This is a genomic window from Sphingomonas sp. BL-S-05 (assembly GCF_055521695.1).
The window spans coordinates 44,727-70,153 of sequence record NZ_JBVFVS010000002.1 but is presented as its reverse complement, the minus strand read 5'-3'; the positions used below and the strand labels follow the sequence as shown (position 1 = coordinate 70,153).

General features: G+C 66.8%; 17 protein-coding genes. 4 read left to right on the top strand and 13 right to left on the bottom strand.

All coding sequences use genetic code 11. The features are described from left to right. Nucleotides 1–2: 2 nt before the first annotated feature. Together ACZ1JS_RS17820 and ACZ1JS_RS17815 are read right to left on the bottom strand one after the other, a co-directional pair. Nucleotides 3–2,906, bottom strand: a complete 2,904-nt coding sequence (locus tag ACZ1JS_RS17820; RefSeq protein ID WP_465168837.1) for a TonB-dependent receptor — start codon at nt 2,904–2,906, stop codon at nt 3–5. A gap of 229 nt (nt 2,907–3,135) precedes the next feature. Continuing rightward, nucleotides 3,136–6,183, bottom strand: coding sequence for a TonB-dependent receptor plug domain-containing protein (locus ACZ1JS_RS17815; RefSeq protein WP_465168836.1), 3,048 nt, complete (start codon nt 6,181–6,183; stop codon nt 3,136–3,138). 275 nt (nt 6,184–6,458) lie between these two features. Between ACZ1JS_RS17815 and ACZ1JS_RS17810 the strand changes: the two genes are divergently transcribed. After that, on the top strand, nt 6,459–7,583 hold the full coding sequence (locus ACZ1JS_RS17810; RefSeq protein ID WP_465168835.1) for a glycoside hydrolase family 43 protein: 1,125 nt from the start codon (nt 6,459–6,461) through the stop codon (nt 7,581–7,583). Between the two features lie 46 nt (nt 7,584–7,629). On the opposite strand, the gene ACZ1JS_RS17805 is transcribed toward ACZ1JS_RS17810, so the two are convergent. Continuing rightward, nucleotides 7,630–7,884 carry a hypothetical protein gene (locus ACZ1JS_RS17805; protein ID WP_465168834.1) on the bottom strand — a complete coding sequence of 85 codons (255 nt, stop codon included), beginning with the start codon at nt 7,882–7,884 and terminating at the stop codon, nt 7,630–7,632. A gap of 145 nt (nt 7,885–8,029) precedes the next feature. On the opposite strand from ACZ1JS_RS17805, the gene ACZ1JS_RS17800 reads away from it, so the two are divergent. Beyond that, nucleotides 8,030–9,055 carry a class 1 fructose-bisphosphatase gene (locus tag ACZ1JS_RS17800; RefSeq protein WP_465168833.1) on the top strand — a complete coding sequence of 342 codons (1,026 nt, stop codon included), beginning with the start codon at nt 8,030–8,032 and terminating at the stop codon, nt 9,053–9,055. Nucleotides 9,056–9,086: 31 nt separating this feature from the next. On the opposite strand, the gene ACZ1JS_RS17795 is transcribed toward ACZ1JS_RS17800, so the two are convergent. Together ACZ1JS_RS17795 and ACZ1JS_RS17790 are read right to left on the bottom strand one after the other, a co-directional pair. Then, nucleotides 9,087–9,683 (bottom strand): phosphoribosyltransferase, encoded by a 597-nt coding sequence (locus ACZ1JS_RS17795; RefSeq protein ID WP_465168832.1) that lies wholly within the window; start codon nt 9,681–9,683, stop codon nt 9,087–9,089. Between the two features lie 2 nt (nt 9,684–9,685). Next, entirely contained in the window at nt 9,686–10,723 is a 1,038-nt protein-coding gene (locus ACZ1JS_RS17790; RefSeq protein WP_465168831.1) for an adenosine deaminase, read from the bottom strand. 190 nt (nt 10,724–10,913) lie between these two features. Between ACZ1JS_RS17790 and ACZ1JS_RS17785 the strand changes: the two genes are divergently transcribed. Next, on the top strand, nt 10,914–12,302 hold the full coding sequence (locus ACZ1JS_RS17785; RefSeq protein WP_465168830.1) for a nucleobase:cation symporter-2 family protein: 1,389 nt from the start codon (nt 10,914–10,916) through the stop codon (nt 12,300–12,302). Nucleotides 12,303–12,305: 3 nt separating this feature from the next. Here the strand turns inward: ACZ1JS_RS17785 and ACZ1JS_RS17780 are convergent, their stop codons facing one another. From ACZ1JS_RS17780 to ACZ1JS_RS17770, 3 genes are read right to left on the bottom strand one after another with little or no spacing between them, the layout of a single operon-like run. After that, entirely contained in the window at nt 12,306–13,667 is a 1,362-nt protein-coding gene (locus tag ACZ1JS_RS17780; RefSeq protein WP_465168829.1) for an 8-oxoguanine deaminase, read from the bottom strand. Then, a complete protein-coding gene (locus ACZ1JS_RS17775; RefSeq protein ID WP_465168828.1) occupies nt 13,664–14,764 on the bottom strand; it encodes a purine nucleoside permease in 1,101 nt (366 codons plus the stop codon). The genes ACZ1JS_RS17780 and ACZ1JS_RS17775 overlap by 4 nt, the downstream gene beginning before the upstream one ends. 59 nt (nt 14,765–14,823) lie before the next feature. After that, nucleotides 14,824–17,199 carry a TonB-dependent siderophore receptor gene (locus ACZ1JS_RS17770; RefSeq protein ID WP_465168855.1) on the bottom strand — a complete coding sequence of 792 codons (2,376 nt, stop codon included), beginning with the start codon at nt 17,197–17,199 and terminating at the stop codon, nt 14,824–14,826. Nucleotides 17,200–17,540: 341 nt separating this feature from the next. Between ACZ1JS_RS17770 and ACZ1JS_RS17765 the strand changes: the two genes are divergently transcribed. After that, nucleotides 17,541–18,476: a LysR family transcriptional regulator gene (locus ACZ1JS_RS17765; RefSeq protein ID WP_465168827.1), complete on the top strand. Its 936-nt coding sequence runs from the start codon at nt 17,541–17,543 to the stop codon at nt 18,474–18,476. Here ACZ1JS_RS17765 and ACZ1JS_RS17760 read toward each other — a convergent pair. Genes ACZ1JS_RS17760 through xdhA form a run of 5 tightly spaced genes read right to left on the bottom strand, consistent with a single transcriptional unit; the run spans nt 18,427 to nt 25,424 of the window. Then, nucleotides 18,427–19,536: a nucleoside hydrolase gene (locus ACZ1JS_RS17760; protein ID WP_465168826.1), complete on the bottom strand. Its 1,110-nt coding sequence runs from the start codon at nt 19,534–19,536 to the stop codon at nt 18,427–18,429. The two genes, ACZ1JS_RS17765 and ACZ1JS_RS17760, sit on opposite strands and share 50 nt — an antisense overlap. Beyond that, nucleotides 19,533–20,822 (bottom strand): guanine deaminase, encoded by a 1,290-nt coding sequence (gene guaD / locus ACZ1JS_RS17755; RefSeq protein WP_465168825.1) that lies wholly within the window; start codon nt 20,820–20,822, stop codon nt 19,533–19,535. The genes ACZ1JS_RS17760 and guaD overlap by 4 nt, the downstream gene beginning before the upstream one ends. After that, a complete protein-coding gene (xdhC, locus tag ACZ1JS_RS17750) occupies nt 20,819–21,742 on the bottom strand; it encodes a xanthine dehydrogenase accessory protein XdhC (protein ID WP_465168824.1) in 924 nt (307 codons plus the stop codon). The genes guaD and xdhC overlap by 4 nt, the downstream gene beginning before the upstream one ends. Beyond that, nucleotides 21,733–24,021: a xanthine dehydrogenase molybdopterin binding subunit gene (xdhB, locus tag ACZ1JS_RS17745; RefSeq protein WP_465168823.1), complete on the bottom strand. Its 2,289-nt coding sequence runs from the start codon at nt 24,019–24,021 to the stop codon at nt 21,733–21,735. Before xdhB ends, xdhC begins: the two co-directional genes overlap by 10 nt. Continuing rightward, nucleotides 24,018–25,424 carry a xanthine dehydrogenase small subunit gene (gene xdhA / locus ACZ1JS_RS17740; protein WP_465168822.1) on the bottom strand — a complete coding sequence of 469 codons (1,407 nt, stop codon included), beginning with the start codon at nt 25,422–25,424 and terminating at the stop codon, nt 24,018–24,020. The genes xdhB and xdhA overlap by 4 nt, the downstream gene beginning before the upstream one ends. Between the last annotated feature and the right edge of the window lie 3 nt (nt 25,425–25,427).

Below are 25,427 nucleotides of genomic sequence, written 5' to 3'. Positions count from 1 at the left end.
AGTCAGAAGCGCACGTTGATGCCCGCCGTGACGGTGCGGCCGATGCGCGTTTCGAACAGCGTGTCCTGCCGAGCGCTGTCGGTGTAGAGGACGTTGCGTTCGTCGGTCAGGTTGGTCGCCTCGACGATCAGCTTGATATTGTCGGTGATGCCATAGGATGCCGACGCGTCGACATAGAGCGTCGGCTTGTTGCCCTGCAGGTCGCTACCGGGCGAGGCCGGAATGCCGCGAATGAACCGGTCGCGATAATTGGCGGTGGAGCGGATGCTGAACCGGTCATCCTCATAATAGAGCGTGCCCGAGGCGGTGTTCTTCGACAGGCCGACGAGATCGTTGGTGGTGGTGACGGTCGGCACCCCGCCGACGCTGGCGAGGATATATTCGATCTCCGACGTCACCCGCGTGTAATTGCCGAGCACGCCGAAATTGCCGAGGAATCCGGGCAGGAAGTCGAGGCGGAACTGTGCGTTGACCTCGAAGCCCTTCAAGGGGCCGCCGGGCGTGTTGAACGGCTGCGACACGGTGAACAATTCGGTCGGCGAGGTCTGGCTGTTTTCCAGCAGTGCGTTGGGCAGGCCCAGTTCGTTGAACGGGATCTGGCTGTTGACGTTCTGGATGTAGCTTTTGATATCCTTGTAGAAATAGGCGACCGACAGCAGCGATCCGGGCTTGAAATACCATTCGACCGCCGCGTCGAAGGTATTGGCGCGGATCGGTTCGAGGAACGGGTTGTTGACGTTGCCGACGCGGGTCACCGGGTTGACGCCGCTGGTCGGCGTCAGGATGCCGAGTTCGGGGCGGGTCATCACCTTCGCCCCCGACAGGCGGACCAGCAGGTCGCGGACCGGTTCGACGACGATGTTGGCCGAGGGCAGCCAGTCCTGATAGCCGCGCCGTGCCTGCGCATATTGGCCGATCAGGCCGGTCGGCGAAGTCTGTCCGGCGGGCGGCGCGACCGCGATATAGCCCGAGGTGAACAGGTCGGTCTTGACGTAGCGTACCCCGACATCGCCGCGCAGGCCCAGCCCGACCATGTCGGTCAGGTCGAAATTGCCCATCAGATAGGCACCCTTGACCTCTTCCTTCACCCGGCTGCGGCCCGCGCCGCATTCGACGCCGCAATAACGGACGGCGTCGTAGCCGAAGGTCGACGCCCATTTGTCGGCATCGATCGCCGCCCATGCATTGGGCGCACCCGATCCGAACAGGTCGCCCACGCCCTCGATCTGGCGGGTGATGCTGGCGAGACTCGTGCCGGCGGGCAGCGCACGGACTAGCGTGTCGGCGTTATAGGGGCGGAGGAATGAGGATATGAAATCGCTTTCGCGATACTGGCCGCCGGTCTTGACCGTGAAGCCTTCGGCCACGGTCCAGCCCAGATTGACCTCGCCGGTCATGTTGTCGGTGGTGTTCTTCGACGGCTTGCCCTGAAAACTGAAGCCGCCGAGCACGGTGCCGTCGGACAGGCCCGGCGCGTAGCTGAAGTTCGTCGGGTCGGCGACGTCGAAGCCGAAGCCGATCGTCGGCGTGCTGCCCTTGCCCCGGAAATCGATCGAGAAATTGTCGCTGTCGATGACGTCCATGAACGTCTGCAACCGCTTGCGCCCGTCCCACACCGACTGGTTGCGCCCGACCAGCATGGTCAGTTCGAGCGCGTCGTTGAAGCGGTGTTTCAGGTTGAAATTCGCCTGTTTGAAGGTCGAGACGAAATGGTCGACCAGCCCTTCGGAACGGACGTCGACGCCGTCGAACAGGCCGTAGAGCAGCGAGCCCTTGTCGCTGAACTGCGCGTCACGCACCGACACCATCGGTTGCCCGTTATTGGCGATCGAGCGGCCGAACGAGATGCCGGCGATGTAATTGTCGCGGCGGGTGACGTCGAAACGCGAATAGAGCAGGTCGACCGAGATGTCGGTATCGTCGTCGGGCTTGAACTGGACGGTGAAGGTCCCGCCGATCCGTTCCTGATCCTGCTGCGAATTGAGGTAGCGCGGCAGGCGCGGGAAGAAGGCACCGCTGCCCGGGGTGTTGGGCAGGTCGGCGCGGCGCAGGCCGAGGATGGTGTTGTAGGCAGCGGCCGATCCGGTGCGCGGGTTGTTCGTCGAACAGTCGGTCGCGGTCGCGCCCTTCGTCCCGACCGCCGGATAGATGGGCGTTACCCCGAGCGGCGAACAGAACAGGCCGTTGGTGTTGGCCGACAGGATGTCGACCGCCGAATAACCGACTTCGCGCAGGTGCCGCTTCTGATAGGCGACCGAGGCGAGCACGCCGAAGGTGCCGTCGGCGAACTTCTTCGACACCAGCATCGATGCGCGCGGGTCGACTTGCTTCGACAATTCGTTCCAGATGCCCCGCGCGGTCGCGGTCAGCACGAAATCCTCGCGCGAGTCGAGCGGCTTGGGTGCGGTCAGGTCGACAGTCGCGCCGAGCGATCCTTCCTCGACATCGGCCGAGGGCGTCTTGCGCACCGACAGCGCGGAGAAAATCTCGGTCGGGAAGACGTTGAAGTCGAAGCTGCGGCCGTTGTTGCCCGCGCCGTAAATGTCGGACGATCCCGTCTGGGCGGTCCCCTCCATGCCGTTGATGCGCACACGGGTGAAGCCGGCGCCGAGCCCGCGGACCGAGATGTTGCGCCCCTCGCCACCGTCACCGCGGGCCAGTGCCACGCCCGGCACACGCTGCATCGATTCGGCGAGGTTCGCGTCGGGGAATTTGCCGATATCCTCGGCGACGATGCTGTCGACCGCTGCCGTCTCGCGCCGCTTCTGCCCCAGCGCGCTGTTCAGCGAGGCGCGGAAGCCGGTGACGATGATCTCGCCTTCGTCGACTTGTTGCGGGGTCGCGGTGTCGCCGCCGGTGTCGGCGGGCACGTCCTGCGCCATTGCCGGGGATAGCGTCCCGAGCATGAACGCGAGCGCGGCGATCGATGCCCCATGAAATGACGCAGCACGAAATACGACCAAATGCCCTCTCCCTGTACCGGACCGCCCATCTACGCAGGCTGTTCCATTATGTGATACAACGAGTCACATATTAGGCGGAGTCGGGAAGCGTGTCATTTGTATTTTGTGAAACCAGCCGAAGGGATGGGCCGGATCGAAAAAGGCCCCGATCGCTCGGGGCCTTTCCGGGTCGTCAGAATTTGACGTTGGCGTTGGCGAAGAATTGTCGCCCGACCAAGTCATAGCCCGAATAGAGCGGGGCATTGGCGATGGTCGTGAACCCGACCGCACTGATCCGCGGCGGTTTGGTGTCGAGCAGATTGCGGACGCCGATGGTGAATTGGTATTGTTTCTGGACGTTGAACTGCAGCGACAGCGAATGCAGGAAGTAGCTGTCTGCCTCCAGAAAATAGCTGTCGCGATATTGCTGTTCCAGATCGGCGTCGACTTCGCCGGTCAGATTGTCGAACGCGAAATAGCTATAGGTCCGGTTGCGGTCGCCCCCGGTCCAGTCGAGACCGTAGCGGATGGTGACCGGATCGATGTTGAACGTCGCATCGAAATTGCCGACCCAGTCCGGCGCGGTCAGGATCCCGTTGGAGTCGGTCAGGAACTCTTCGGGGAACAGGCGCGTCGACTGTTCGGTATATTTTGTGACGTTGGCGTTGAGGATGAAACGCCCGCCGAGCACTTCGCGGGCGTAGCGGCCGTTGAACTCGAAGCCCTTGACGATGTTTTCCGACAGGTTGACGAAGCTGCTGGTGACGGTCAGCGCCTGATTGGTATCGCGCTGGACGAAGCGGCAGAAGCCTTCGGTCGGGTTGAAGTTGGCATTGCCGTAGCAGCGCTGGAGGATCGTGGTGCCGCTGAGGTCCGACACGCCATTGTCGACCTTCACGTCGAAATAGTCGAGCGAGAGCGAAAGCTGGCCGATCGATTCGGGCAGGGGCGGACGCACGACGGCGCCGATCGTCCAGTTGGTCGAGGTTTCGGCGCTCAACCCCGCCTCGGCACCGCCGACGCGGAACGAGGTGATGCCGCTACGCTGTTCGAAGTCCGCCGGCAGGCCGATCGAGGCGCAGTTGCGCGCGACGATCTGCTGGTTCGGTGACTGCTCGCCCGCGACCGGCAGCGCGCTGCACGGATCGCTGTTCGCGCCGAGGAAGCCGCTGGTCGCGCCGAGGAACTGTTCGGCCAGCGCCGGTGCGCGGTAGGAGGTGCCATAGCTGCCGCGAATGCCGATCCCGCGGACCGGTTCCCATTCGCCCGCGATCTTGTAGGTCACGTCCGAACCATAGGAGGCATAGTCGGTATAGCGCGCTGATCCGGTCAGGTTCAGGCGGTAGAAGAAGGGCTGATCCTCGAAGATCGGCACGAAGATTTCGCCGAAGCCTTCCTTCACATTATCCTTGCCGACCGTCGGCGTCGCCGCCGTGAGGCCGTAGAGGTTGCCGTTGACCGAATTCAGGTCGGGCTGGTCGTCGATGCTCTGGCGGCGATGCTCGACGCCCAGTGCGAGCTGCACGTCGCCCGCGGGCAGGTGGACCAGCGGACCGTCGATGTTGAACGCATAGGTCGTTTCCCGGAAGCGGGTCTTCCCGATCGTGTTCTGGACGATGTAGTTGCGGAAATCGGTCGGCAGCTGGCCGCCGATCACCGCCGCGGTCAGGAACGGCGCGGCGACGCAATTGGCGTTCGAGGCGATGCTGGCGCAGCTGAACGTGCCATTGGCGTTGGCGGTGACGTTCAGCGAATTGGCGAGGCGATCGATCAGGAACGATTCGGCTTCGTAGGTGCCGTCGTTGAACGACTTGCCGACATAGGCGTCATAGCGCCAGTCGGGGAAGAAGAAGTCGCCGCGCACGCCGCCCGAGGCGCGGACATAGTCCACGGTCTGCGCCGACGAGGTCATGCCATAGCCGATGAACGCGCGCGCCGCGACGTTGCTGCCGCTCGACGTGTTGGTCGGGTTGGCGAACAGGCCGTCGCGGATCGATTCGGGAAGCAGCGGGCTGCCCTGCAGATAGTCGAGCGACAACTGGCGATAGAGGTCGGTCGACGATTTGCGCCGCGTCGCCAGCAATTCGCCATACACCTCGGCATTGCCGAGGAAGTCGAGCTTGTAGGTGGCCGAGAGATAGCCGGTATAGATTTCCGCTTCGTTGATGAGCGGCTCTTCCTGCTGCCGCGGATCGAAGGTGTCGCGGTCGTAATAGCCGACGCCCAGATAGCCGGGGAACGGTCCGGTCGTGACGCCGGGTGCAGGGACGAACCGGTTGAACGAGCCGGCGACGCCGCTGGTCCGCCCGAGCGCCTGCCGCGCGGGCAGGCCGAGCGTGTTGATCGTCACGCCGCCATTGTCGAGCGTGAAGCAGGCGCGGGGATCGTCGGGCGAGAAATTGTCGCCCGAACCGAAGGCCGAGCCTTCGCCGTCGAGGAAGCCGCCGATCGGGCAGTTGAAGAACGGCACGTCGTTGCGCGACAGCAGGTCACGCTTGCGATATTCGGCCGAGCCGATGACGCTCAGGCGATCGTTGTTGAAGCCGAAGCTGGCGCTTGCGCGGCGATCGATGCCGGCGCCGACCTCGGGCACGTTCATCTGGAAATTGAGCTGGAGACCGGTCAGCTTCTGGTCGGTGATGATGTTGACGACGCCGGCGACCGCGTCCGAACCATAGACCGACGACGCGCCGGCTTTCAGCACCTCGATCCGTTCGACGATCGCGTTGGGCAGGACGTTCAGGTCGGCAGCGAGCAGCGATCCGCGCGTGCCGCCCGGCGCCAGGCGGCGGCCGTTGAGCAGGATCAGCGTGCGGTTGGGGCCGAGGCCGCGCAGGCCCAGCGTGTTCGCGCCGCCGCCGCCATCGGTGACGAAGCCGCCATAGGCGCTGTTGATCTGCGACGCGCCCTGCGCCACCGCGTTGCTTTGCAGGGCGTCGCCGATGCTGGCGAAGCCGGCCTGGGTGATTTCGCCGCGACCGATGACGGTGATCGGCTCTGCGACCGAGAATTCGTCGCGACGGATGCGCGAACCGGTGACGACGATGTCCGCGCCGGTCGTTGCCGTGGCGCTGTCGGCATTCGGCGACTGCGGATTCTCGGCATCGCTTGGCACCTGGGTCGGGTCGGGCACCGGGCTGGTCTGCGTATCGGTGGCGATCGTCTGCGCGGCGGCAGGCAAAGCAAGTGCGATGGCCAGCGGCGTCAATGCCGTGGCCACATACAGATGTGACAGTTTCACGATGTTTCCCCGTTTTATAGCCCGTCGGGCATATCGATATAAGAATATTCGTATGCGGCAGCGGCAAGGGGGAAATGTAGGCGCGACCTACTAATTCGTTGAATGTGCCATTAATATCACGGGTGCCGTCGTTCGGCGCGATCCGCGGGCGGCGGCAGCGGCGGCGGCAGCGACAGCGCCCGACGCCCAGCCTCTTGCCGCCGGCGTGCCGCGAATGGTAGCGCTATCGCAGCAGCGGCATAAGCCGCGCCGGACCAAGATGAGAGGATGGACTGTTGCGTCTTTCGATCAAATTTTCGGCGGCTGCGGCCGCGCTGGCGCTGGCGTGGTGTTCCGCCGACAATGCCGTGCAGAACGACAGCGCCGCCAACGCCGCCGCGCCGGGCAATGCGAGCGACGAGGCGCGCAGTCCCGAGGGCAAGCGCTATCTGGCGCAGCCGCTGGTCAAGGATCTGTATTTCGCCGATCCGTCGGCGCATGTCTTCGATGGCAAGATCTATGTCTATCCCAGCCATGACGTCGATGCCGGCATTCCCGACGACGACCTGGGCAGCCAGTACGCGATGCACGACTATCAGGTGCTGAGCATGGATCGGCCGGGCGGGCCGGTGACGGTGCATCCGGTCGCGCTCGACCTGAAGCAGATACCATGGGCGTCCGAAAAGGCGTGGGCACCCGACGCCGCATACAAGAACGGCACCTATTATCTGTATTTCCCGGCCAAGGACAAACAGGGCGTGTTCCGCATCGGCGTCGCCACCTCGTCCTCGCCGGTGGGGCCGTTCAAGGCGGAGCCGCAGCCGATCCAGGGCGCCTATTCGATGGACCCGGCGGTGTTCACCGACGATGACGGGCAGAGCTATCTCTATCTCGGTGGCATCTGGGGCGGGCAGTTGCAGCGCTGGGCGACCGGCAAATATGATCCCAATGCCGGCGATACCGACCTGAAGCAGGACGACAAGCCCGCGCTGTCGGGCAAGGTCGCGCGCCTCGGCCCCGACATGAAGCAGCTCGCCGAACCGCTACGCGACGCGACGATCGTCGACGAGAAGGGCAAGCCGGTGCTGGGCGGCGACCATGACCGGCGCTTCTTCGAAGGGTCGTGGGTCTTCAAGCGCGGCGGCAAATATTATTACATGTATTCGACCGGGGACACGCATTACCTTGCCTATGCGGTCGGCACTACGCCCTATGGCCCGTTCAAATATACCGGCCGCATCCTCGATCCGGTACAGGGCTGGACCAGCCATGGGTCGGTGTTCGAATTCGGCGGCAAATGGTATCTAGCGTATCACGACACGCAGCTTTCGAACAAAAACCATCTGCGCTCGGCCAAGATCACCGAACTGACCTTCCGTCCCGACGGCACGATCGAGACGCTCAACCCGTTCAGGGACTGAGGTCGGCGGCGGATCGCGCTTTCCCACGCGATCCGCCCCGATCCTGTCAGACCGTCTCGGACTCGGCGATCGCGGCGTCGAGCATCGCCGACCAGATCGCCGGGTCGCCGGCCGCCGACATGGCCCCGGACGGTTCGCGGATCGTCCGCAGCACCGCATCGGCCTGCGCCAGATAGGCGCGCCAGGTTTCGTCGACGCTGGTCGCCGCCGACGTCTCGCTTCCCGCGCCATTGGCGCTGTGATCGAGCCCGGCCAGGGTGCGCGCGATGCGCTCGACCAGCGTCGTTACCGCTACATCCATGATGTTCCTCCGCTTTCCTGTGGCTACGCTTGCGGTTTTCGCTGCCGCCCGAACGGGTTGCCGGCGTCGTCGTTCCTGTCTTCCGTGCGAAACGAATGCATCGCATACAGGCGCGAGCGCCGGCAGGCCGACGAAAGGACAGCGAATGACGAATTCCCAACCGGCGGCGCAAGGCGCGATCACCCTGTCGCGATTCCTGATCGAGCAGCAGCGCCGGGATGCGGAGAGCTGCCCCGCCGAACTGCGTCTGCTGATCGAGACCGTCGCGCGGGCGTGCAAGACGATCGGCCATGCGATCTCGAAGGGCGCACTGGGCGACGTGCTCGGGGCGCTGGGCAGCGAGAATGTGCAGGGCGAGGTCCAGAAGAAGCTGGACGTGATCGCCAACGAACTGCTGCTCGATGCCAATGAATGGGGCGGCCATCTGGGGGGCATGGCGTCGGAGGAGATGGAGACGATCCACCGCATTCCCAATCGCTATCCCAAGGGCGAATATCTGCTGCTGTTCGATCCGATCGACGGGTCGAGTAATGTCGATGTCGATCTGTCGGTCGGCACGATCTTTTCGGTGCTGCGCGCGCCCGAGGACTGCGCCGGCCGCGACGTGACCGAGGGCGACTTCCTGCAACCCGGCCGCGATCAGGTCGCGGCGGGCTATGCGATCTACGGTCCGCAGACGCTGCTGGTGCTGACGGTCGGCGACGGGGTGTATGAATTCACGCTCGACCGCGAGGTCGGGTCGTGGCGGCTGACCGACGGGCCGATGCGCATTCCCGCCGGCACCCGCGAATTCGCGATCAACATGGCGCGCCGCCGCCAATGGTCGCCGGGAGTAAGCCGCTATATCGAGGAACGCATCCTCGGCAGCGAAGGGCCGCTCGGCATCGATTACAATATGCGCTGGACCGCATCGATGGTGGCGGACATCCATCGCATCCTGAAGCGCGGCGGCGTGTTCCTCTATCCCGCCGACCACCGGCAGGCGGGCAAGGCTCGGCTGCGGCTGCTCTATGAAGCCAATCCCATGGCGATGTTGATCGAACAGGCCGGTGGCAGCGCGACCGACGGCCATGACCGCATCCTCGACATCGCGCCGCACGGCCTGCACCAGCGGGTCGGGGTGGTGATCGGCGACGTGCAGGAAGTGGCGATCGCGAGCGCGGGAGAATAGGGGCGGGGCGCGCGAACGCCCCCGCTGCCCGTCAGCGCAGGATGATGTCGGCGCCGTGCTTGTGCGCGCGGATTTCGTCGGCGGTCAGGCCGTTGATCTCGTGCGGGAAGATCAGCCAGTCGTTTGTCTGGTGCACGAAGAAGTCGGGCTTCAGGTCGGTGACGTTGCGCGACGGTTTGTAATAGACGGTCGCAACCTTCACCTCGTCGGGCAGGTTGTTGCGGCAGCGATCCTTCAATTCCTTCAGCAGCGCCCGGATCGAGCGGCCCGAATCGAACACGTCGTCGATCAGCAGCAGCCGGTCCTCGGGATTGAGCACATCGACCAGATGGCCGAGGCCGTAGATGCGGACCTGTGGTTCCTGCTGGTCGATGCCGCTATAGGAGGCGGTGCGGATCGCGATATGGTCGCTCTGTACCCCGCGATATTCGAGCAGTTCCTGCACGGCGATGCCGACCGGCGCGCCGCCGCGCCAGATGCCGACGATATGCGTCGGGCGGAATCCCGAATCGAAGACGCGGTTGGCGAGGCGGAACGAATCTTCGAGCAGGCGGTCGGCGGACAGATAGATTTTGGGTACCACGGCTTTTCCATCACATGGGTTGAACGGGCGGCAGGACCGCCGCATTCCTACAAGGCGCGTCCGGCTTGTCCATCGCCTGCCGATCGGGCGAAGCCATCCAGTCGGGCGAGATGCCCGGCAATGTCGGCGTCGCCGAGGAACGATCCGAGGAAGCTGTTGCGCGCGAGCGTGACGAGATCGCCGCGCGACAGGCCACGCGCCTGCGCGACCGCGCGGTAATTGTCGCCGACATAGCCGCCGAAATAGGCCGGATCGTCCGAATTGATCGTCGCGCGCAGGCCCAGCGCCAGCATCCGGTCGATCGGGTGATCGGCCATGTCCGGGACCACGCACAGCTTGTGGTTGGACAGTGGACAGACGGTCAGCGTCATCGCCTCGCGCGCGAGACGTGCGGTGAGCAGCGGATCCTCAAGCGCGCGATTGCCATGGTCGAGCCGGTCGATGCGCAACAGGTCGAGCGCCTCATGGACATAGGCGGGCGGCCCTTCCTCGCCGGCATGGGCGACGCGCTTCAACCCCGCATCACCCGCCGCCGCGAAGACGCGCGCGAATTTGGAGGGCGGGTGGCCGACTTCGGAGGAATCGAGGCCGACGCCATCGATGCGGTCGAGCCATTTCTCGGCCTGTTTAAAGGTCGCGAAGGCGGCGTCCTCGTCGAGATGGCGCAGGAAGCAGAGGATCAGCTTCGACGTCAGCCCGTGCCGCTCCCCGGCGGCTGCCATGCCCGAAACCAACCCCTCCATCACCGTGTCGAACGGAATGCCGCGATCGGTATGGGTCTGCGGATCGAAGAAGATTTCGGCATGGACCACGCCGTCCGCCGCCGCCCGGTCGAAATAGGCGACCGCCAGATCGTGGAAATCCTCCGCCGTCCGCAGCACGTCGGCGCCGGCATAATAGATGTCGAGAAAGTCCTGCAGGTTGGAAAAGGCATAGGCGGCGCGCACCGCCTCGACCGATGCGAAGGGGATGGCGACGCGGTTGCGGCGGGCGAGATCGAACATCAGTTCGGGTTCGAGGCTGCCTTCGATATGTAGGTGCAGTTCGGCCTTGGGCAGGGCGGTGATGAAGTCGTCGTCGGTCATGCGGGCAGCTTCCCTCGGGTCGGGCATGGCGCGCATCATGCGCAATCGCAGGCGCGGGCGATAGCCTTGGCGTGGCCAGGGAGCGATGCCTTTTCTCGATCGCTTCGTTCCAGAAACGGCGCTGGTGGCGACCGGTCCGCTGTCGATAGGTTGCGCCGCAGCACGCAATCGACAGACGGAGACCGGCCCCATGCAATCGGCGACGACGCAGTTGCCCCTCGCCGGGCAGGGACCCGCACCGGTCGCCGCGATCGCGGACGACGTCGATGCGATGCTGCCCGCGCGGCGGCTGTTGCCGCTGGCGTGTCAGCATGTGCTGGTAATGTATGCCGGGGCGGTGGCGGTGCCGCTGGTGGTCGGGCGCGCGCTGAACCTGCCGCCGGCGCAACTGGGGCTGCTGATCAGCGCCGATCTGGTAGCGTGCGGCTTTGCAACGCTGATCCAGACGCTGGGCCTGCCGAAGGTCGGCATCCGCCTGCCGATCGTGATGGGCGTGACCTTCGCATCGATCAGCCCGATGCTGGCGATGATCGCGACCGGCAACGCCGCGGGCACGCCGCCCGAAATGGTGCTGCGCGGCATCTATGGCGCGGTGATCGTCGCCGGGCTGTTCGGATTCCTGATCGCGCCGTTCGTCGGGCGAGTGTCGCGACTGTTCCCGCCGGCGGTGACCGGCACGGTGATCCTGTCGATCGGGCTCAGCCTGATGCGGGTCGGCATCAATTGGACCGCGGGCGGGCAGCCGACCGATCCCGGCTATGGCGCGCCGGCGCATCTGTTGCTGGCATTGCTGACGCTTGGCGTGGTGCTGTGCCTGATGCGGTTCGGCCATGGGTTGCTGCGCAGCGGCGCGGTGCTGGTCGGGACCGTCGCCGGCACGGTGATTGCCGGCGCGATGGGGCAGGTCGACCTGGGTCCGGTGCGCGAGGCGCCATGGTTTGCATTGGTGCGGCCGTTCCAGTTCGGCATGCCGACCTTCGAACTGCCGGCGTCGATCGCGATGTGCCTCGTCATGATGACGGTGATGATCGAATCGTTCGGCATGTTCATGGCCGCCGGGCAGATGGTCGGCCGCCCGGTCGACCGGCGACAGATGGTGCGCGGGCTGCGCGGCGATGCGGCGGGGACGGTGTTGGGCGGAGTGTTCAACACCTTTCCTTATACCTCCTTCGCACAGAATATCGGGCTGTTGAGCATCACCGGCGTCCGGTCGCGCTTCGTCTGCGCGGGGGCGGGGGGCGTGTTGCTGGCGCTCGGCTTCTGTCCGAAGCTGGCGGCACTGGTCGCGGCGGTGCCGCTGCCGGTGCTGGGCGGGGCGGCGCTGGTCATGTTCGGGATGATCGCGGCGACCGGCATCCGCATCCTCGGGTCGGTCGAGCTGACCTTCGAACGGTTGGTCACGATCGCGGTATCGATCGCCATCGGGCTGATCCCGGTGCTGTCCGACCGGTTCTTCCAGGCGATGCCGGCGGCACTCGCCCCGCTGCTCCATTCGGGGATCGTGCTGGCATCGATCAGCGCGGTCGGCCTCAACGCCTTTTTCAGCGCGCGGTCGACGGCGGAGGATGCGATGGCGTAACGATCAGGCGGCGTCGCGCAGTCGCGCTACCGAGCGGCGGGCATCGTCGAGGATCGTCGCCAGCGGCACGCCGACAAGCACGCCGCCCGCGACCACCGCCCGCCCCTCGACGAACAGGTCGCGCACGCCCGCCGGCGGGCACAGCACCAGACCCGCCACTGCATCCCACGCGCCGCTATTGGCGGCGGTCGCCACGTCCCATACCGCCAGATCGGCACGGCGCCCGACGGTCAACGCACCGCAATCGTCGCGCCCGAGCATTTCCGCCCCGCCACGCGTCGCCAACCGCAGTGCGGCGCGCGGCGACAGCGCCTCCGCGCCGCTTGTGACACGCTGTAGCAGCATTGCCTGACGCGCCTCCAGCAATAAATTGCCGCTGTCGTTCGATGCCGATCCGTCGACGCCGAGGCCGAGCGGCACCCCGGCGGCGAGCATCGCGGCGACCGGCGCGATGCCGGCGCCGAGGCGGCAGTTCGAGCAGGGGCAGTGCGCCACGCCGGTGCCGGTCGCCGCGAACAGCGCGATCTCGTCGGCGTCGAGCTTGACGCAATGGGCCATCCACACGTCCGGCCCGGTCCAGCCCAGGCGTTCGGCATAGACGCCCGGCCGGCAACCGAACCGTTCGAGCGAGAAGGCGACGTCGTCGTCATCCTCGGCCAGATGGGTGTGCAGCATCACGCCCTTGTCGCGGGCGAGCAGCGCCGCGTCGCGCATCAGCCCCTCGCTGACCGAAAAGGGCGAGCAGGGGGCGACGGCGATGCGGACCATCGCGCCGGGGGCGGAGTCATGGAACCGGTCGATCACGCGGATCGTGTCGGCGAGGATCGCCGGCTCGCGCTCGACCAGCGTATCGGGGGGCAGGCCGCCCGCACTTTCGCCGACGCTCATGCTGCCCCGGGTGGCGTGGAAGCGCAGGCCGATATCGGCGGCGGCGGCGATCGTGTCGTCGAGGGTGACGCCGTTCGGGTAGAGATAGAGATGATCGGTGCTGAGCGAGCAGCCCGACAGCGCCAGTTCGGCCAGCCCCAGGCGCGTGGCGGCATGGATGTCGTCGGGGCGATAGCGCGCCCAGATCGGATAGAGCCGCTTGAGCCAACCGAACAGCGAGGCATCGGTCGCGCCCGGCACCGCACGGGTCAGCGACTGGAACAGGTGGTGATGGGTGTTGACCAGCCCCGGCGTCACCACGCAGCCGCGCGCGTCGATCGTCCGGTCGGCGACCTGCCGCAACGGGGCCAGCGCCTCGGTCGTGCCGATCGCGGTGATCACCCCGTTACGCCATGCGATCGCGCCATCGGCGATCTCGCGCCCGTCATCGTCCATGGTAACGAGTACGGTCGCCGAATGGAGGACGGTCAGCATCATTGGGGCGGCGTGGTGCGGTAGCGGTCCCAATGGGTGAGCAGTTCGTCGACCACCCGGTTGCCGACGCGGTACAGGCTTTCGACGGAGGCGTTCAGCCCGGCATAGCCTTCATTCTCGCGCAGCAGATAGTCGACGGCGGTGACGCCCGGCGGCGGCAGCGTATAGTTGCTGCCGGTGCGCAGGACGAGGACGCGGTCCTTGTCGACGCGGCCGATCTTCGAGAGATAGTCGATCGCCTGCAGCGTGCCGGTCTCCTCCATCGCGCTGGTGACGAAGCTGCCCTTGCCCTGCGTGAAATAGCGCATGTGGTTGTTGGCCCAGCGGTTGAGCAGGCTCCCGTGCCAGAAGGTCATGGCCGAAAACTGGTCGCCGATCAGCACGAAGGGCGGCTTTCGCGCATTGGGATGGTCGGTATAGCGCGCGCGTTCGCGGGCGATGCCCGGATCGTCGGGCAGCGCGGTGTCGCGGGTCAGGCGATAGGCCCATTCCGTCAGCCGGGGGTTGAGCGCGAAGATCTCGCCGCCGTCCTGGCGGGGCGGGGCGGGATCGTTCGGCCCCTGGCGATCGAGCGGGAAATAGCCGCTTTTCCAGTCGGCCGGAATTTCGCGCGCGTCGATCTCATGCGCCAGATCGCCGTCGACGACATAGCGCGCCCATGCCGCCGAACCGATCGAGGCGTCCTCCGGATCGATGCCGGCGATCCCCGCCACCAGCCAATAGGCGTGCGTCAGGTCGAGCCGGGTGTCGAGGCCGATCGCGGTGATCGCCGCTGCTGCGCGGACCGATCCGACGCCGGTGACCACGCCCAGTATCTGGGTTTCGGGGTTGTAATAGAGGTCGTGATAGCCGTGCGGGAAGGGGATGCGCTGATACAGGTTGCGCCGCGTCTTCCACAGCTGGAACTCGCCGGCGGTGTCGCCTTCGTCCTTGCCGATTTCGAACATGGTGACGACCACCATCCGTACCGGAAGCGGTTTGGCGCAGGGCGCGGCGATCGCGCAGAGCGGTGCGGCGGGCGGGGTGGACGCCGGCGCGGCATGGGCCGACAGGGCGGGCGCGGCGGCGGCGAGCAGCAGGCCGGTGACGAAAGGACGCATGATCGATACTCCGGCGGGGCGGGGGGTGCCGTTCGCCGGCACTCCCCCCGCGCGCACCATCAGAATTTATAGACGGCAGAGGCGAGGAAGCTGCGCGGCCGTTCGGGAAGCACGATGGTGCTGCCGAACAATTCGGTGAAGTTGGCGCGGAAATAGCGCGCATTGGTCGCGTTCTTGACGACGCCGCGGAACAGCCACGGGCCGGTCTGGTACGAGCTGGACAGGTCGACCAGCGTATAGCCCGGCAGGCGCACCGCCTGCGACTGGCCCGAGAAGACCGAGTCGACCTTCACCACGCTGCCGCTGAACGACAGGCCGTTGTCGAAGCCATAGGTGGCGGTGGCGGAATAGAGGTTGGCGGGGATGCCGGCGCGGCGCGCGTCGCTGCGGCTGTTGATCGGGACGAGGCCGATCGGCTGTCCGCCCAGATGCAGCGTCGGGTCGGTGACGTTGACCAGATCCTCGATCCCGAAGAAGCTGAACAGCGTTCCGGCCTGAAGCCCGGTCAGGTTCACGACCTCGGTATGGGTATAGGCACCGGTCACGAGCAGGTGGCGATCGACCGCCCAGCGTGCTTCGGCTTCGACGCCCTTGGTCTCGACCGCCTGGTTGACGGTGATCGACTGGATATTGAAGTCGGTCCGGTTCTGTTTGTACACCGACAATGCGGCATAGAGGGTGTCGTTGAGCCAGCTACCCTTCACCCCGCCTTCGTACAGGCGCGAGGTCGACATGAAGCCCGACGCGACCGCTTCGGGCAGCACCTCCGCCCCCTGTCCGACGACGATCGTCGATTGCTGCGATGCGGTCGCATAGGGGATGATGCCGAAGGGCAGCTTGTACGACGCGCTGGCGGTCCACGACCAGCCATCGTCGCTGCCCTTGGCCGAATTGCGCACCGGCACGCGGTCCATGACGGTCGGATCGTAGCGCGACGAGGCGTCGACCTTGTCATACCGGCCGCCCAGCAGCAGATCGAGGCCGAAGGTGAAGTCGAGGTCGACCAGCGCGGCGAGACCATAGTCGGTCGTGTGCCCGAACACCCGGTCGGTATAGCCGCAATTGCATTCGTTGGCGAGCAGCCGGTTCGATGCCGGGGTATAGCCCTGGGTCAGGTCGACGCGATGGAAATATTCGAAATCGAAATCGTCGCCATAGTTGAAATTGACATAGCGGATCGATGGCGAGAACTGGCCCGAGAACTTGCCGATGCCGGTGTCGATCGATTTCGCGACGACGATCTTGTCTTCGATGACATAGGAATTGACGCGCTGCGAAAAGCCGTAATCGTTATTGTTGATATTCTGCGTATTGTCGAAGAACAGCTGGTTCTTCAGCGTCAGCTCGCCCGGCCCGTCATAGGTGACGTCGTAATAGAGCGTCGTCTGCTTGTTGGTCAGCTTGTCCTCGGTGCCGGTCAGCACGTCGCGGCGGCTGAGCTTGGCGGTGCCGGTGTTGACGAGGTTGAGCTGCGGATAGGTCTGGGTAAAGCAGGCGTCGGTGAAGCCGCTGGCAAACGGGCTGAAGCTGCTGTTCGGGCAGGTGAAATTGCCGAAGATCGACAGGCCGCCGGGGATCGACGCCCGTACTTCGCCCTGCGAGATCTGTCCGTCGCCATCGGTGTCGAGCGGCTTGGCGGTGCCGGTGATATAGGTGCCGTCGTCGACCAGCTGCTGGGTCAGGCGGTTCCAGCCACCATTTTGCTGCCCTTTGAAATTCTGGTACTGGCCGCCGAATTCGATGCGGATGCGGTCGGTCAGTTGATGGTCGAACGAACCCTGCAGGATCGTCTGCTTGGTCGACATGTTGCGGTAATAGCTGCCCGAATCCTCGATCTCGGCATAGAGGCTGTAGCCGAGATCGGCGCCGAGCACGCGCACCGGCCCACGCACCTCGGCGCGCAGATTATTCCGGTCCCAGCTGCCGCCGGTATAGCTGACCTCGCCGCGCGGGGCGCTCAGCAGCGCGCCGCCCGCGACGCGCGCCGATTTCGGCACGAAGTTCATATAGCCGCCGGTCTTGGACGGGCCGTAGATCGGCGAGGCGGGGCCGCGCACGATGTCGATCCGGTCGGCGGCGGCGATCGGCGTCGGATAGTTGCCGGCATTGTCGAGCCGGCGGACGCCGCGGAAATAGGTCTCGCCCGGCGTGCCGCGGATATCGAGCGCGCCGCCGACCCCGAAGAAGGAGTTGGTGAAGGTACCCGGCGACTGGGCGACGAGATCGTAGATTTCGGTGATGCCGAAGCGTTCGATCTGTTCGTCGCTGACCGTCGAGGCCGAGCGCGGCGTTTCCACCAGCGTCTTGTCGAAGCCGAAGACCGAGCCGACGTCCTTGACCGGCAGGGCGTTGAGCGAGCCGGTGACGACGATGTCGTTGCCGTCCGGCGCATCGGCCTCGGCCGTGGCGGCCGCTTCCTGCGCCTGCGCGGGCATGGCCAGCGCCGTTCCGCACAGCAGCGCCGCGAACAGGGCGTAGCCGGTGCGGCGACCCGGTTTCGATCGGTGCAGGTCGATGGAGTTCGAGCGCGCAAGCATCGTCATGGTCAGCCCCCCTGTGACGCCCGACCGGTTCCCCACGTCCGGGTCGTCGCTAATGTCCCCGCCTCTCCTGTTCGCAGCCGCGCCGGTGCATGTCCGTCGTCGTCACGCCAGTCCGTCCGGTGCGGCCATCGCTGCGTGGCCGCCTGCCTTCTCCGACTTGGACGTTGACGTACGGGGCGCGATCGTTGCATTCAAACGCAATGATGACGACGATCCGTTGCAAAAATTAGCGCATGCCTGCGCTGTCACGGTTCATCCGCTATTTCATGGCGGTCGGGCGCCTCGGCTCGATCCGCCGCGCCGCCGATGAACTGTCGGTATCGGCATCGGCGATCGATCGACAGATACTGAATGCCGAGGCGCGACTGGGCGTGCAGCTGTTCGAACGGCTGCCGACCGGGCTGAGGCTGACGGCGGCGGGCGAGGTGATGATGGCGGCGGGCGGCCGCTGGCAGAAGCAGCTGGGCGATACGCTGTCGCAGATCGAGGATCTGCGCGGATTGAAGCGCGGCCATGTCGATATCGCGGTCATCGACGCGCTGGCAAAGGGCGTGATGCCCGCCGCGATCCATGCGATCCAGCAAAGCCATCTCGGCATCACCATGGGGGTGCATGTGCTGGGCAACGAACAGGTCCGCCGCGCGATCGCCGCCAACGACGTCGATTTCGGCATCCTGTTCGACCCGCAATCCTATCAGGACCTGACGGTGCGCGCGTTCGTCGACGTGGTGCTGGGCATCGTGTCGCCGCCCTCGCATCCGCTGGCGCGCAAGGCGGAGGTGCGGTTTTCGGATTGCGACGGCCAATCGGTGATCCTGCCTGCGGCACCGCTGGCGGTGCATCAGCAGGTCGCGGTGCTGGAGGCGACGTCGGGGGTCTCGCTCCACCGGCGGGTGACGTCGGACAATATCCAGATGATCGCGTCGCTGATCGAGGCGGGCGACAGTATCGGCATCCTGACCTCGCTCGACGTATCGACCGAGGTGCGCGCAGGTACGCTCGCCTTTACCCGGATCGTCGACAAGGTGCTGCGGCCGATGACGCTGGCGCTGTGTACCGCGACCGCGCGCACCCCGTCCTATGCCGCGGCGATGGTGCTGCGCGAGATCGAGGCGTGCTTTACCGGCTTCGCCTATCTGCCGCCCGGCGCGCCAGCAGCCGAAGCATGAGCGCCTCGAGGCCGGCGGGATCGATCGTGCGGACGATCTCGGCGCGCTGTTCGCCGATGCCGGGCTGATAGCCCGCGCTCCACGACAGCATGTCGCCGTAATTCGGGCCGAACTGCGTATCGTAATCGACGAAGGCGGTGTCGCGCGACGTGACGAGCGACGGGTCGAGCCAGATGCCGACGGCGATTTCGTCCCATAGCGGAAAGCCCGGTTCCATCGCGCCGATCCATGCGGCGACGGCGGGCGGCGACACGGCGCGCAACCGCGCGATCAGCGCGGGCGTCCGTTCGGTCGCGGTCGACGGGTCGGTCGGGACCACGGTGATCCGCCGCCACGGGCTGCGCGAGACGATGCTGGCGGCTTCGGGATCGAAGCGCGCATTGAATTCGCGGCGCGGCGAATGGACGAATTCGCGGGCGAACTGCGTGGCCGATACGCTGTCCAGCACCTGGCGCGGATTGAGGCTGCCGCCCATATAGACCAGCTCCTTAGCCAGTCCCGCAAAGGCGGGATCGAGCCGCTGCGCCAGCGCGAGGTTGGTGAGTGGTCCCATGGCGATGATCGTCACCTGTCCCGGATGCTCGCGGACCATGCGCAGCATGAAATTGGCGGCGATCTCGGGGGAGGGGCGGGTCGTCGGGTTGCCGCCGGGCAGGTCGACGGGATCGTCGGGGCCGTGATAGGGCGGGGTGCTCTGCTGGGTCGGTTCGACCCATTGCTTCATCCACGCGCCCTTCCACGTCAGCTTGCCGTAAAGCGCTTCCCAGCGTTCGGTCAGCACCTCCGAATTGACCAGCGGATAGGTCGCACCCTGCACGACGGGCACGTTCCGCTCCATGCGCTCGACGCCCTTCAGCGCCATGGCGGTGGCGCGATTGGCCCAGACATTGCCGCTGACGGTGGTGATGCCCAGCACCTCGACATCGGGCGCGTCGAGCAGCATGACATGGGCGAGGCCGAAGCCTTCGTCATCGATGATGACGAGGCGTCTGGCCTGCTGCGCCTGTGCCGGCATCGTCGCCGCCAGCAATGCCAGCAGCCACAATCCTATCCGCTTCATCCGATCCCCCGATCCCAGGCGCATTCGCCCATCACATAGGTGCGGCGCACGGTGCGGTCGTCGCCCAGCACCTGCATCGCGAACAGCCGCGTCGCCAGATCGGCCCCCGCCGTCCGCCGCGCGAGCAGCGGCGTCGCCGCGTCGTCGAGCAGGACGAAATCGGCTTCCTGCCCCGGCAGCAGACCGCCCACCCGGTCGGCGATGCCGAGCAGCGCCGCGCTGCCCCCGGTCGCCAGATACAGCGCGCGGAACGGGTCGAGCCGCACTTCGCGGGCGAGTGCTGCCTGATAGGCGACGCCGGCGGTGTGCAGCAACGAAAAGGACGTGCCCGCGCCGATATCGCTGCCCAGCCCGAGGCGCAGCCGATGCGCATCGGCCTGTCCGAAATCGAAGAAGCCCGATCCGAGGAACAGGTTGGAGGTCGGACAGACCGCGATCCCCGCGCCAGCCTCGGCAAGCCGGGCGCAGCTGCGGCCGGGCAGGTGGATGCCGTGCGCGAAGACCGAACGGGGGCCGACTAGTCCGAACCGGTCATAGACGTCGAGATAGTCGTGCGCGTGCGGGAAGCGCTCGGCCACGGCGGCGCATTCGTACTTGTTCTCCGCCAGATGGGTGTGGAGCAGCACGTCGGGATGCGCGTCGAGCAACGCGCCGGCCTGGCGAAGCTGTTCGTCGGACGAGGTCAGCGCGAAGCGCGGCGTCACTGCATAGCCGAGCCGCCCGCGCCCGCGCCAACGACGGATCAGTTGCTCGCTGTCGGCGCGCGCCGCATCGGGCGTGTCGCGCAAGTCGTCGGGGCCGAGGTCCATCAGCACCTTGCCCGACACGATCCGCATCCGCCGGTCGAGCGCGGCGGCGAACAGCGCGTCGACCGATCCGGGGTGGACGGTCGGGAACACCAGCGCGCTGGTGGTGCCGTTGCGCAGCAGCTCGGTCAGGAAGGCATCGGCGACACTGGCGGCATGGACCGGATCGGCGAAGGCCATTTCGGCCGGGAAGATATGCCGCTCCAGCCAGTCGAGCAGCTGTTCGCCATGCGAGGCGATGCGGTCCATCTGCGGATAATGGACATGCGCGTCGACGAAGCCGGGGACGACGATGCCGGGGAGCCGCTCGACCGGCAGGCCGGCGTAGCGCGGGGCAAGGGTCGCATAGTCGCCGCGCGCGACGACCAGCCCGTCCTCGACGACCAGCAGGCCATCGGCTTCGTGGCGGATCGCATCGGGCGCGTCGCGCGGGTCGGTCGCAACCGACAGAAGTTCGGCGCGGAACAGGCATAGGGTCATATCGGCTCGGGCGTTGCGTCGAAGGTCAGGAGTTGGGCAAGCACCGACAAAGCGATGACGTCCGGCTCCTTGCCGGGGATCGTCGCCAGCCCGATCGGGCAGGTCAGCCGGGCACGGGCGTCGGCCGACACGTCCTCGCGAGTCAGGCGGGCGAGGAAGCGGGCGCGCTTGGTCGCCGAGCCGATCAGCCCGACATAGGCGAGCGGCGCGCGCGTCAGTGCGGCATGGGTCAGCCGATAGTCGAGGCCGTGGTCATGCGTCAGGATCAGCACCGCCGCGTCGGCGGGGGCATCGCCAAGGCAGGCGGGCAGGCGATCCGCGTCGACGATCGTCACGCCCGGCATCTCCGCCAGTTCGGGACGGCTGTCGAACCAGGCGAGGCGCAGCGGCAGGCCGGCTGTCCGGCGGGCGATCGCCTGTCCGACATGGCCCGCGCCGAACAGATAGACCGGCCGCTGCCACTGGCCGAGCCGTTCGGACCATGTCGCGCCGGCCGCCGGGCGCTCGCCCCGCGCCGGTAGCGGCACGATAGCGGCCAGCGGATCAGCGTGGCGCGCGACCTGCGTCGAATGCAGCGTGGTCGTCAGGGTCGTGGCATCGATCCAGTCGAGCGCCGCCGGGTCGACCCGCTCGATCAACAGCCGCACCCGCCCGCCGCAGCATTGGCCGAGCAGGGGGCCGAGCGGATAATCCTGCACCCGCCATATGCCCGGCGGATGGGAGAGGATCGCCCGGGCCTGTTCGATCGCCTGATGCTCCAGCGCGCCGCCGCCGATCGTGTCGAACGAGGCGGTATCGTCGACCGCCATGCGCGTGCCCGGCCCACGCGGCGCCGAGCCTTCGGTCGCGAGGATGGTGACCAAGGCGATGCGGTCGTCGGGCGCGACGCCGCGCAGCCGTTCGCGCCACGCTACCCGCATGCGCGATGCGCGGCGATCGCGCGCAGGATCGCCTCAGGCGTCGCGGGGGCGTCGAGCGGGGGGAAGGCACGGCGGTCGGGGACGGTGGCGGCGATCGCTTCGCCCAGCGCCGACAGCACGCATTGGGCGAGCATGAACGGCGGTTCGCCGACCGCTTTCGACCGGTGGATGGTCGGTTCGACATTCTCCCCGTCCCACAGTGCGATCGACAGGCGCTGCGGCCGGTCGGCGGCGGTCGGGATCTTGTAGGTCGCGGGCGAATGGGTCAGCAGCCGGCCGTCGTCGGCGAAGACCAGCTCCTCGGTCGTCAGCCAGCCCTGCCCCTGGACGAAGCCGCCCTCGATCTGGCCGAGGTCGATCGCCGGGTTGAGCGAGCGGCCGACATCGTGAAGGATATCGACCGCCAGCACGCGGTGCTCGCCGGTCAGCGTGTCGACCACCACTTCGGCACAGGCGGCGCCATAGGCGAAATAATAGAAGGGCCGCCCGCGATGCGCCGCGCGGTCATAGGCGATGTCGGGCGTGGCGTAGAAGCCGGTCGAGGACAGCGACACCCGCGCCAGATGGGCCTTGCGGCACAGGGTGGCGAAGGGGATCGTCTCCGCACCGGCGACGACGCCCGCCGGGGTGAAGCGGACGGCATCCGGTTCGCAGCCGCCGATCGAGGCGGCGACGCCCGCCAGTCGGTCGCGGATGGTGCTCGCCGCCTCGAACGCGGCCATGCCGTTCAGGTCGGCGCCGGACGATGCGGCGGTGGCGGAGGTGTTGGGCACCTTGTCGGTACGGGTCGCGGTGATGCGCACCGTGCTGGCGGGCACGGCGAACACGTCGGCGACGACCTGGGCGACCTTGATATACAGGCCCTGTCCCATTTCGGTGCCGCCATGGTTCAGCTGGATGCTGCCATCGGCATAGACATGCACCAGTGCCCCGGCCTGATTGAGATGGGTGGTGGTGAAGCTGATCCCGAACTTGACGGGCGCGAGCGCGATCCCCTTTTTCAGCACGCGATGCCGCGCGTTGAAGTCGCCGATGGCGGCGCGGCGCGCGTCATAGTCGCTGTCATGGCGCAACCGGGCGATCAGTGCGGGCGCGATATTGTCGGCGATCGTCATGCCATAGGGGGTGACGTCGCGGCCCGGCCCGTAGAGATTGGCGGTGCGGATATCGAGCGGATCGCGCCCCAACGCAGCGGCGACGACGTCGATGACCCGCTCGATCGCCAGCATCCCCTGCGGCCCGCCGAATCCGCGAAAGGCGGTGGCGGAGACGGTGTGGGTCTTCAGCCGTTCGGACAGGATCTCGACCGCAGGCAGCCAATAGCTGTTGTCGGCATGGAACATCGCCCGGTCGTTGATCGCCGGCGACAGGTCGACCGTCGCCCCGCAGCGCGAGGCGAGCCGCAGGATCAGGCCGAGGATATGCCCGTCGTCGTCGAAGCCGACATCATAGTCGACGGAGAAGTCGTGGCGCTTGCCGGTCAGCACCATGTCGTCGTCGCGGTCGCAGCAGAATTTGGCGGGGCGGCCGGTCTTGGCGGCGACCAGGGCGGCGGCGGCGGCGAAGGGGGCGGCCTGCGTCTCCTTGCCGCCGAACGCGCCGCCCATGCGCCGGACCTCGACCGTCACGTCGGCGGAGGATATGCCGAGCAGGTCGGCGACCAGATGCTGCACTTCGCTGGGATGCTGGGTCGAACTGGCGAGATGGACCTGTCCGTCCTCGCCGGGCCGGGCGAGCGCGACCTGTCCCTCCAGATAGAAGTGATCCTGCCCGCCCATCGCGAAACCGCCCGAGTGGCGATGCGGCGCGGTCGCGAGCGCAGCGGCGGCGTCGCCGCGCGCCATGCGCTGGGTCGGTTCGATCCGTGAATCGGCATCGCGCGCATCGGCGATGGTCAGCAACGCGGGACGGGGGGCATAGTCGATCCGACCCAGTCGCGCCGCCCGCCGCGCCGCACCGCGACTGGTTGCGGCGACGAGGAATATCGGCTGCCCGCGATACAGCACCTCGCCATCGGCAAGCAGCCGGTCGTCATGCGCGACCGGGCTGACATCGTTATGGCCGGGAATGTCGGCGGCGGTGAAGACCGCGACGACGCCCGGCGCGGCGCGCACCGCCGACAGGTCGATGCCGGTGATCGCGGCATGGGTTTCGGTCGACTGGCCGAAGGCGAGGTGGAGCAGGTCGGCAGGCTCGGCTTCGTCGTCGATATAGCGTGCCGTGCCGGTCACGTGCAGCAGCGCGCTGTCGTGCGGCAGCGAGGCTTTGGGGGCCGTCATCGGCAAAGCTCTTGGACCGACACCGGTTCGCCCTGTTCGCGGTGCCACAGGCGCCACAAGAGATTGCCCGCCGCCTGCTGGCGATAGGCGGCGCTGCCGCGCACGTCGGTAAGCGGGTCGAAATCGTCGCGCAGCGCTTCGACGGCGCGGGCGATCGTCGCTTCGGTAAAGGGGGCGCCGGTCAGTGCCGCCTCGCATGCCGCGGCGCGGCGGGGAGTCGCGGCCATCCCGCCGAACGCAACGCGCACCTCGACGATGGTGCCGTCGCGCATGGTCAGATGGAACGCACCGCATACCGCCGAAATATCGCTGTCGAAGCGGCGCGACAGTTTCGCGATATGGACGATCGCATCGGGGGCGGGGCGGGGGATGTGGACACGCTCGACGAACTCGCCGGGTGCGCGATCCTGCTTGCCATAAGCGAGGAAATAATCCTCCAGCGCCAGCGTCCGCCGCTGGTCGCCACGGCGCAGCACCAGCGACGCGCCGAGCGCGATCAGTGCCGGCGGGCCGTCGCCGATCGGTGAGCCATTGGCGATATTGCCGCCGATCGTGCCGGCATTGCGCACCTGCAACCCGCCGATCCGCCGGACCAGTTCGCCCAGATCGGGATGCAACCGGGCGAGCGCGTCATGCGCCTCGGCATAGCGCACCGCCGCGCCCAGCGTGACGCCGCTCGCGTCCTCGCCGATCGTGCGCAATTCGGGGACGTCGCCGATGAATATCGGCAAATCGAGGTCGCGCAGCCCCTTCGTCACCCATAGCCCGACATCGGTCGCTCCCGCGATCAGCCGGGCATGGGGGTGCTCGATCAGCAATGCCGCCAGTTCGTCGGCCGAGCGCGGCGCGAACCAGGTCGGCGGTTCGGGGGCGTGGTTCGCCCGTAGCTCGCGCAGCGCCGCCGCCGTCCGCCGGTCGTCGCGTTCGATCCGCGACACCTGCTCCGCCGCTTCGAGGATCGGGCCATAGCCGGTGCAGCGGCACAGATTGCCGGCGATCACGTCGGCGACGGGCAGGTCATGGCCCGCCGCCCCCACCGCGCGGCCATAGAGCGACATGACGAAGCCCGGCGTGCAGAAGCCGCATTGCGAGCTCCCGTTGCGCGCCATGCACGTCTGCAACGGGGTCGGCGCGCCGCCCTGCGACAGGCTTTCGACGGTCAGCACCGCCTTGCCATCGACCATCGGCAGGAACAGGATGCAGGCATTGACCGCGCGCCAGGCGATGCCGTCGCCTTCGGCGTCGCCGACCAGCACGGTACAGGCGCCGCAATCGCCCTCGGCACAGCCTTCCTTGGTGCCGGTGCGGCGCAGGCGATAGCGTAGATGGTCGAGCAGCGTCGCGGTCGGTGCGGCGTCGGCGACCTCTACGACCGCATCGTCGAGCAGGAAGCGGATCGTCATGGC

Excerpts from the sequence above, each read along its gene's own strand:
- ACZ1JS_RS17820 (WP_465168837.1), bottom strand. The coding sequence starts at position 2,906 with ATGCTCGGGACGCTATCCCCGGCAATGGCGCAGGACGTGCCCGCCGAC.
- ACZ1JS_RS17805 (WP_465168834.1), bottom strand. The coding sequence starts at position 7,884 with ATGGATGTAGCGGTAACGACGCTGGTCGAGCGCATCGCGCGCACCCTG.
- ACZ1JS_RS17800 (WP_465168833.1), top strand. The coding sequence starts at position 8,030 with ATGACGAATTCCCAACCGGCGGCGCAAGGCGCGATCACCCTGTCGCGA.
- ACZ1JS_RS17795 (WP_465168832.1), bottom strand. The coding sequence starts at position 9,683 with ATGCGGCGGTCCTGCCGCCCGTTCAACCCATGTGATGGAAAAGCCGTG.
- ACZ1JS_RS17790 (WP_465168831.1), bottom strand. The coding sequence starts at position 10,723 with ATGACCGACGACGACTTCATCACCGCCCTGCCCAAGGCCGAACTGCAC.
- ACZ1JS_RS17785 (WP_465168830.1), top strand. The coding sequence starts at position 10,914 with ATGCAATCGGCGACGACGCAGTTGCCCCTCGCCGGGCAGGGACCCGCA.
- ACZ1JS_RS17780 (WP_465168829.1), bottom strand. The coding sequence starts at position 13,667 with ATGATGCTGACCGTCCTCCATTCGGCGACCGTACTCGTTACCATGGAC.
- ACZ1JS_RS17775 (WP_465168828.1), bottom strand. The coding sequence starts at position 14,764 with ATGCGTCCTTTCGTCACCGGCCTGCTGCTCGCCGCCGCCGCGCCCGCC.
- ACZ1JS_RS17770 (WP_465168855.1), bottom strand. The coding sequence starts at position 17,199 with ATGCCCGCGCAGGCGCAGGAAGCGGCCGCCACGGCCGAGGCCGATGCG.
- ACZ1JS_RS17765 (WP_465168827.1), top strand. The coding sequence starts at position 17,541 with ATGCCTGCGCTGTCACGGTTCATCCGCTATTTCATGGCGGTCGGGCGC.
- ACZ1JS_RS17760 (WP_465168826.1), bottom strand. The coding sequence starts at position 19,536 with ATGAAGCGGATAGGATTGTGGCTGCTGGCATTGCTGGCGGCGACGATG.
- guaD (WP_465168825.1), bottom strand. The coding sequence starts at position 20,822 with ATGACCCTATGCCTGTTCCGCGCCGAACTTCTGTCGGTTGCGACCGAC.
- xdhC (WP_465168824.1), bottom strand. The coding sequence starts at position 21,742 with ATGCGGGTAGCGTGGCGCGAACGGCTGCGCGGCGTCGCGCCCGACGAC.
- xdhB (WP_465168823.1), bottom strand. The coding sequence starts at position 24,021 with ATGACGGCCCCCAAAGCCTCGCTGCCGCACGACAGCGCGCTGCTGCAC.
- xdhA (WP_465168822.1), bottom strand. The coding sequence starts at position 25,424 with ATGACGATCCGCTTCCTGCTCGACGATGCGGTCGTAGAGGTCGCCGAC.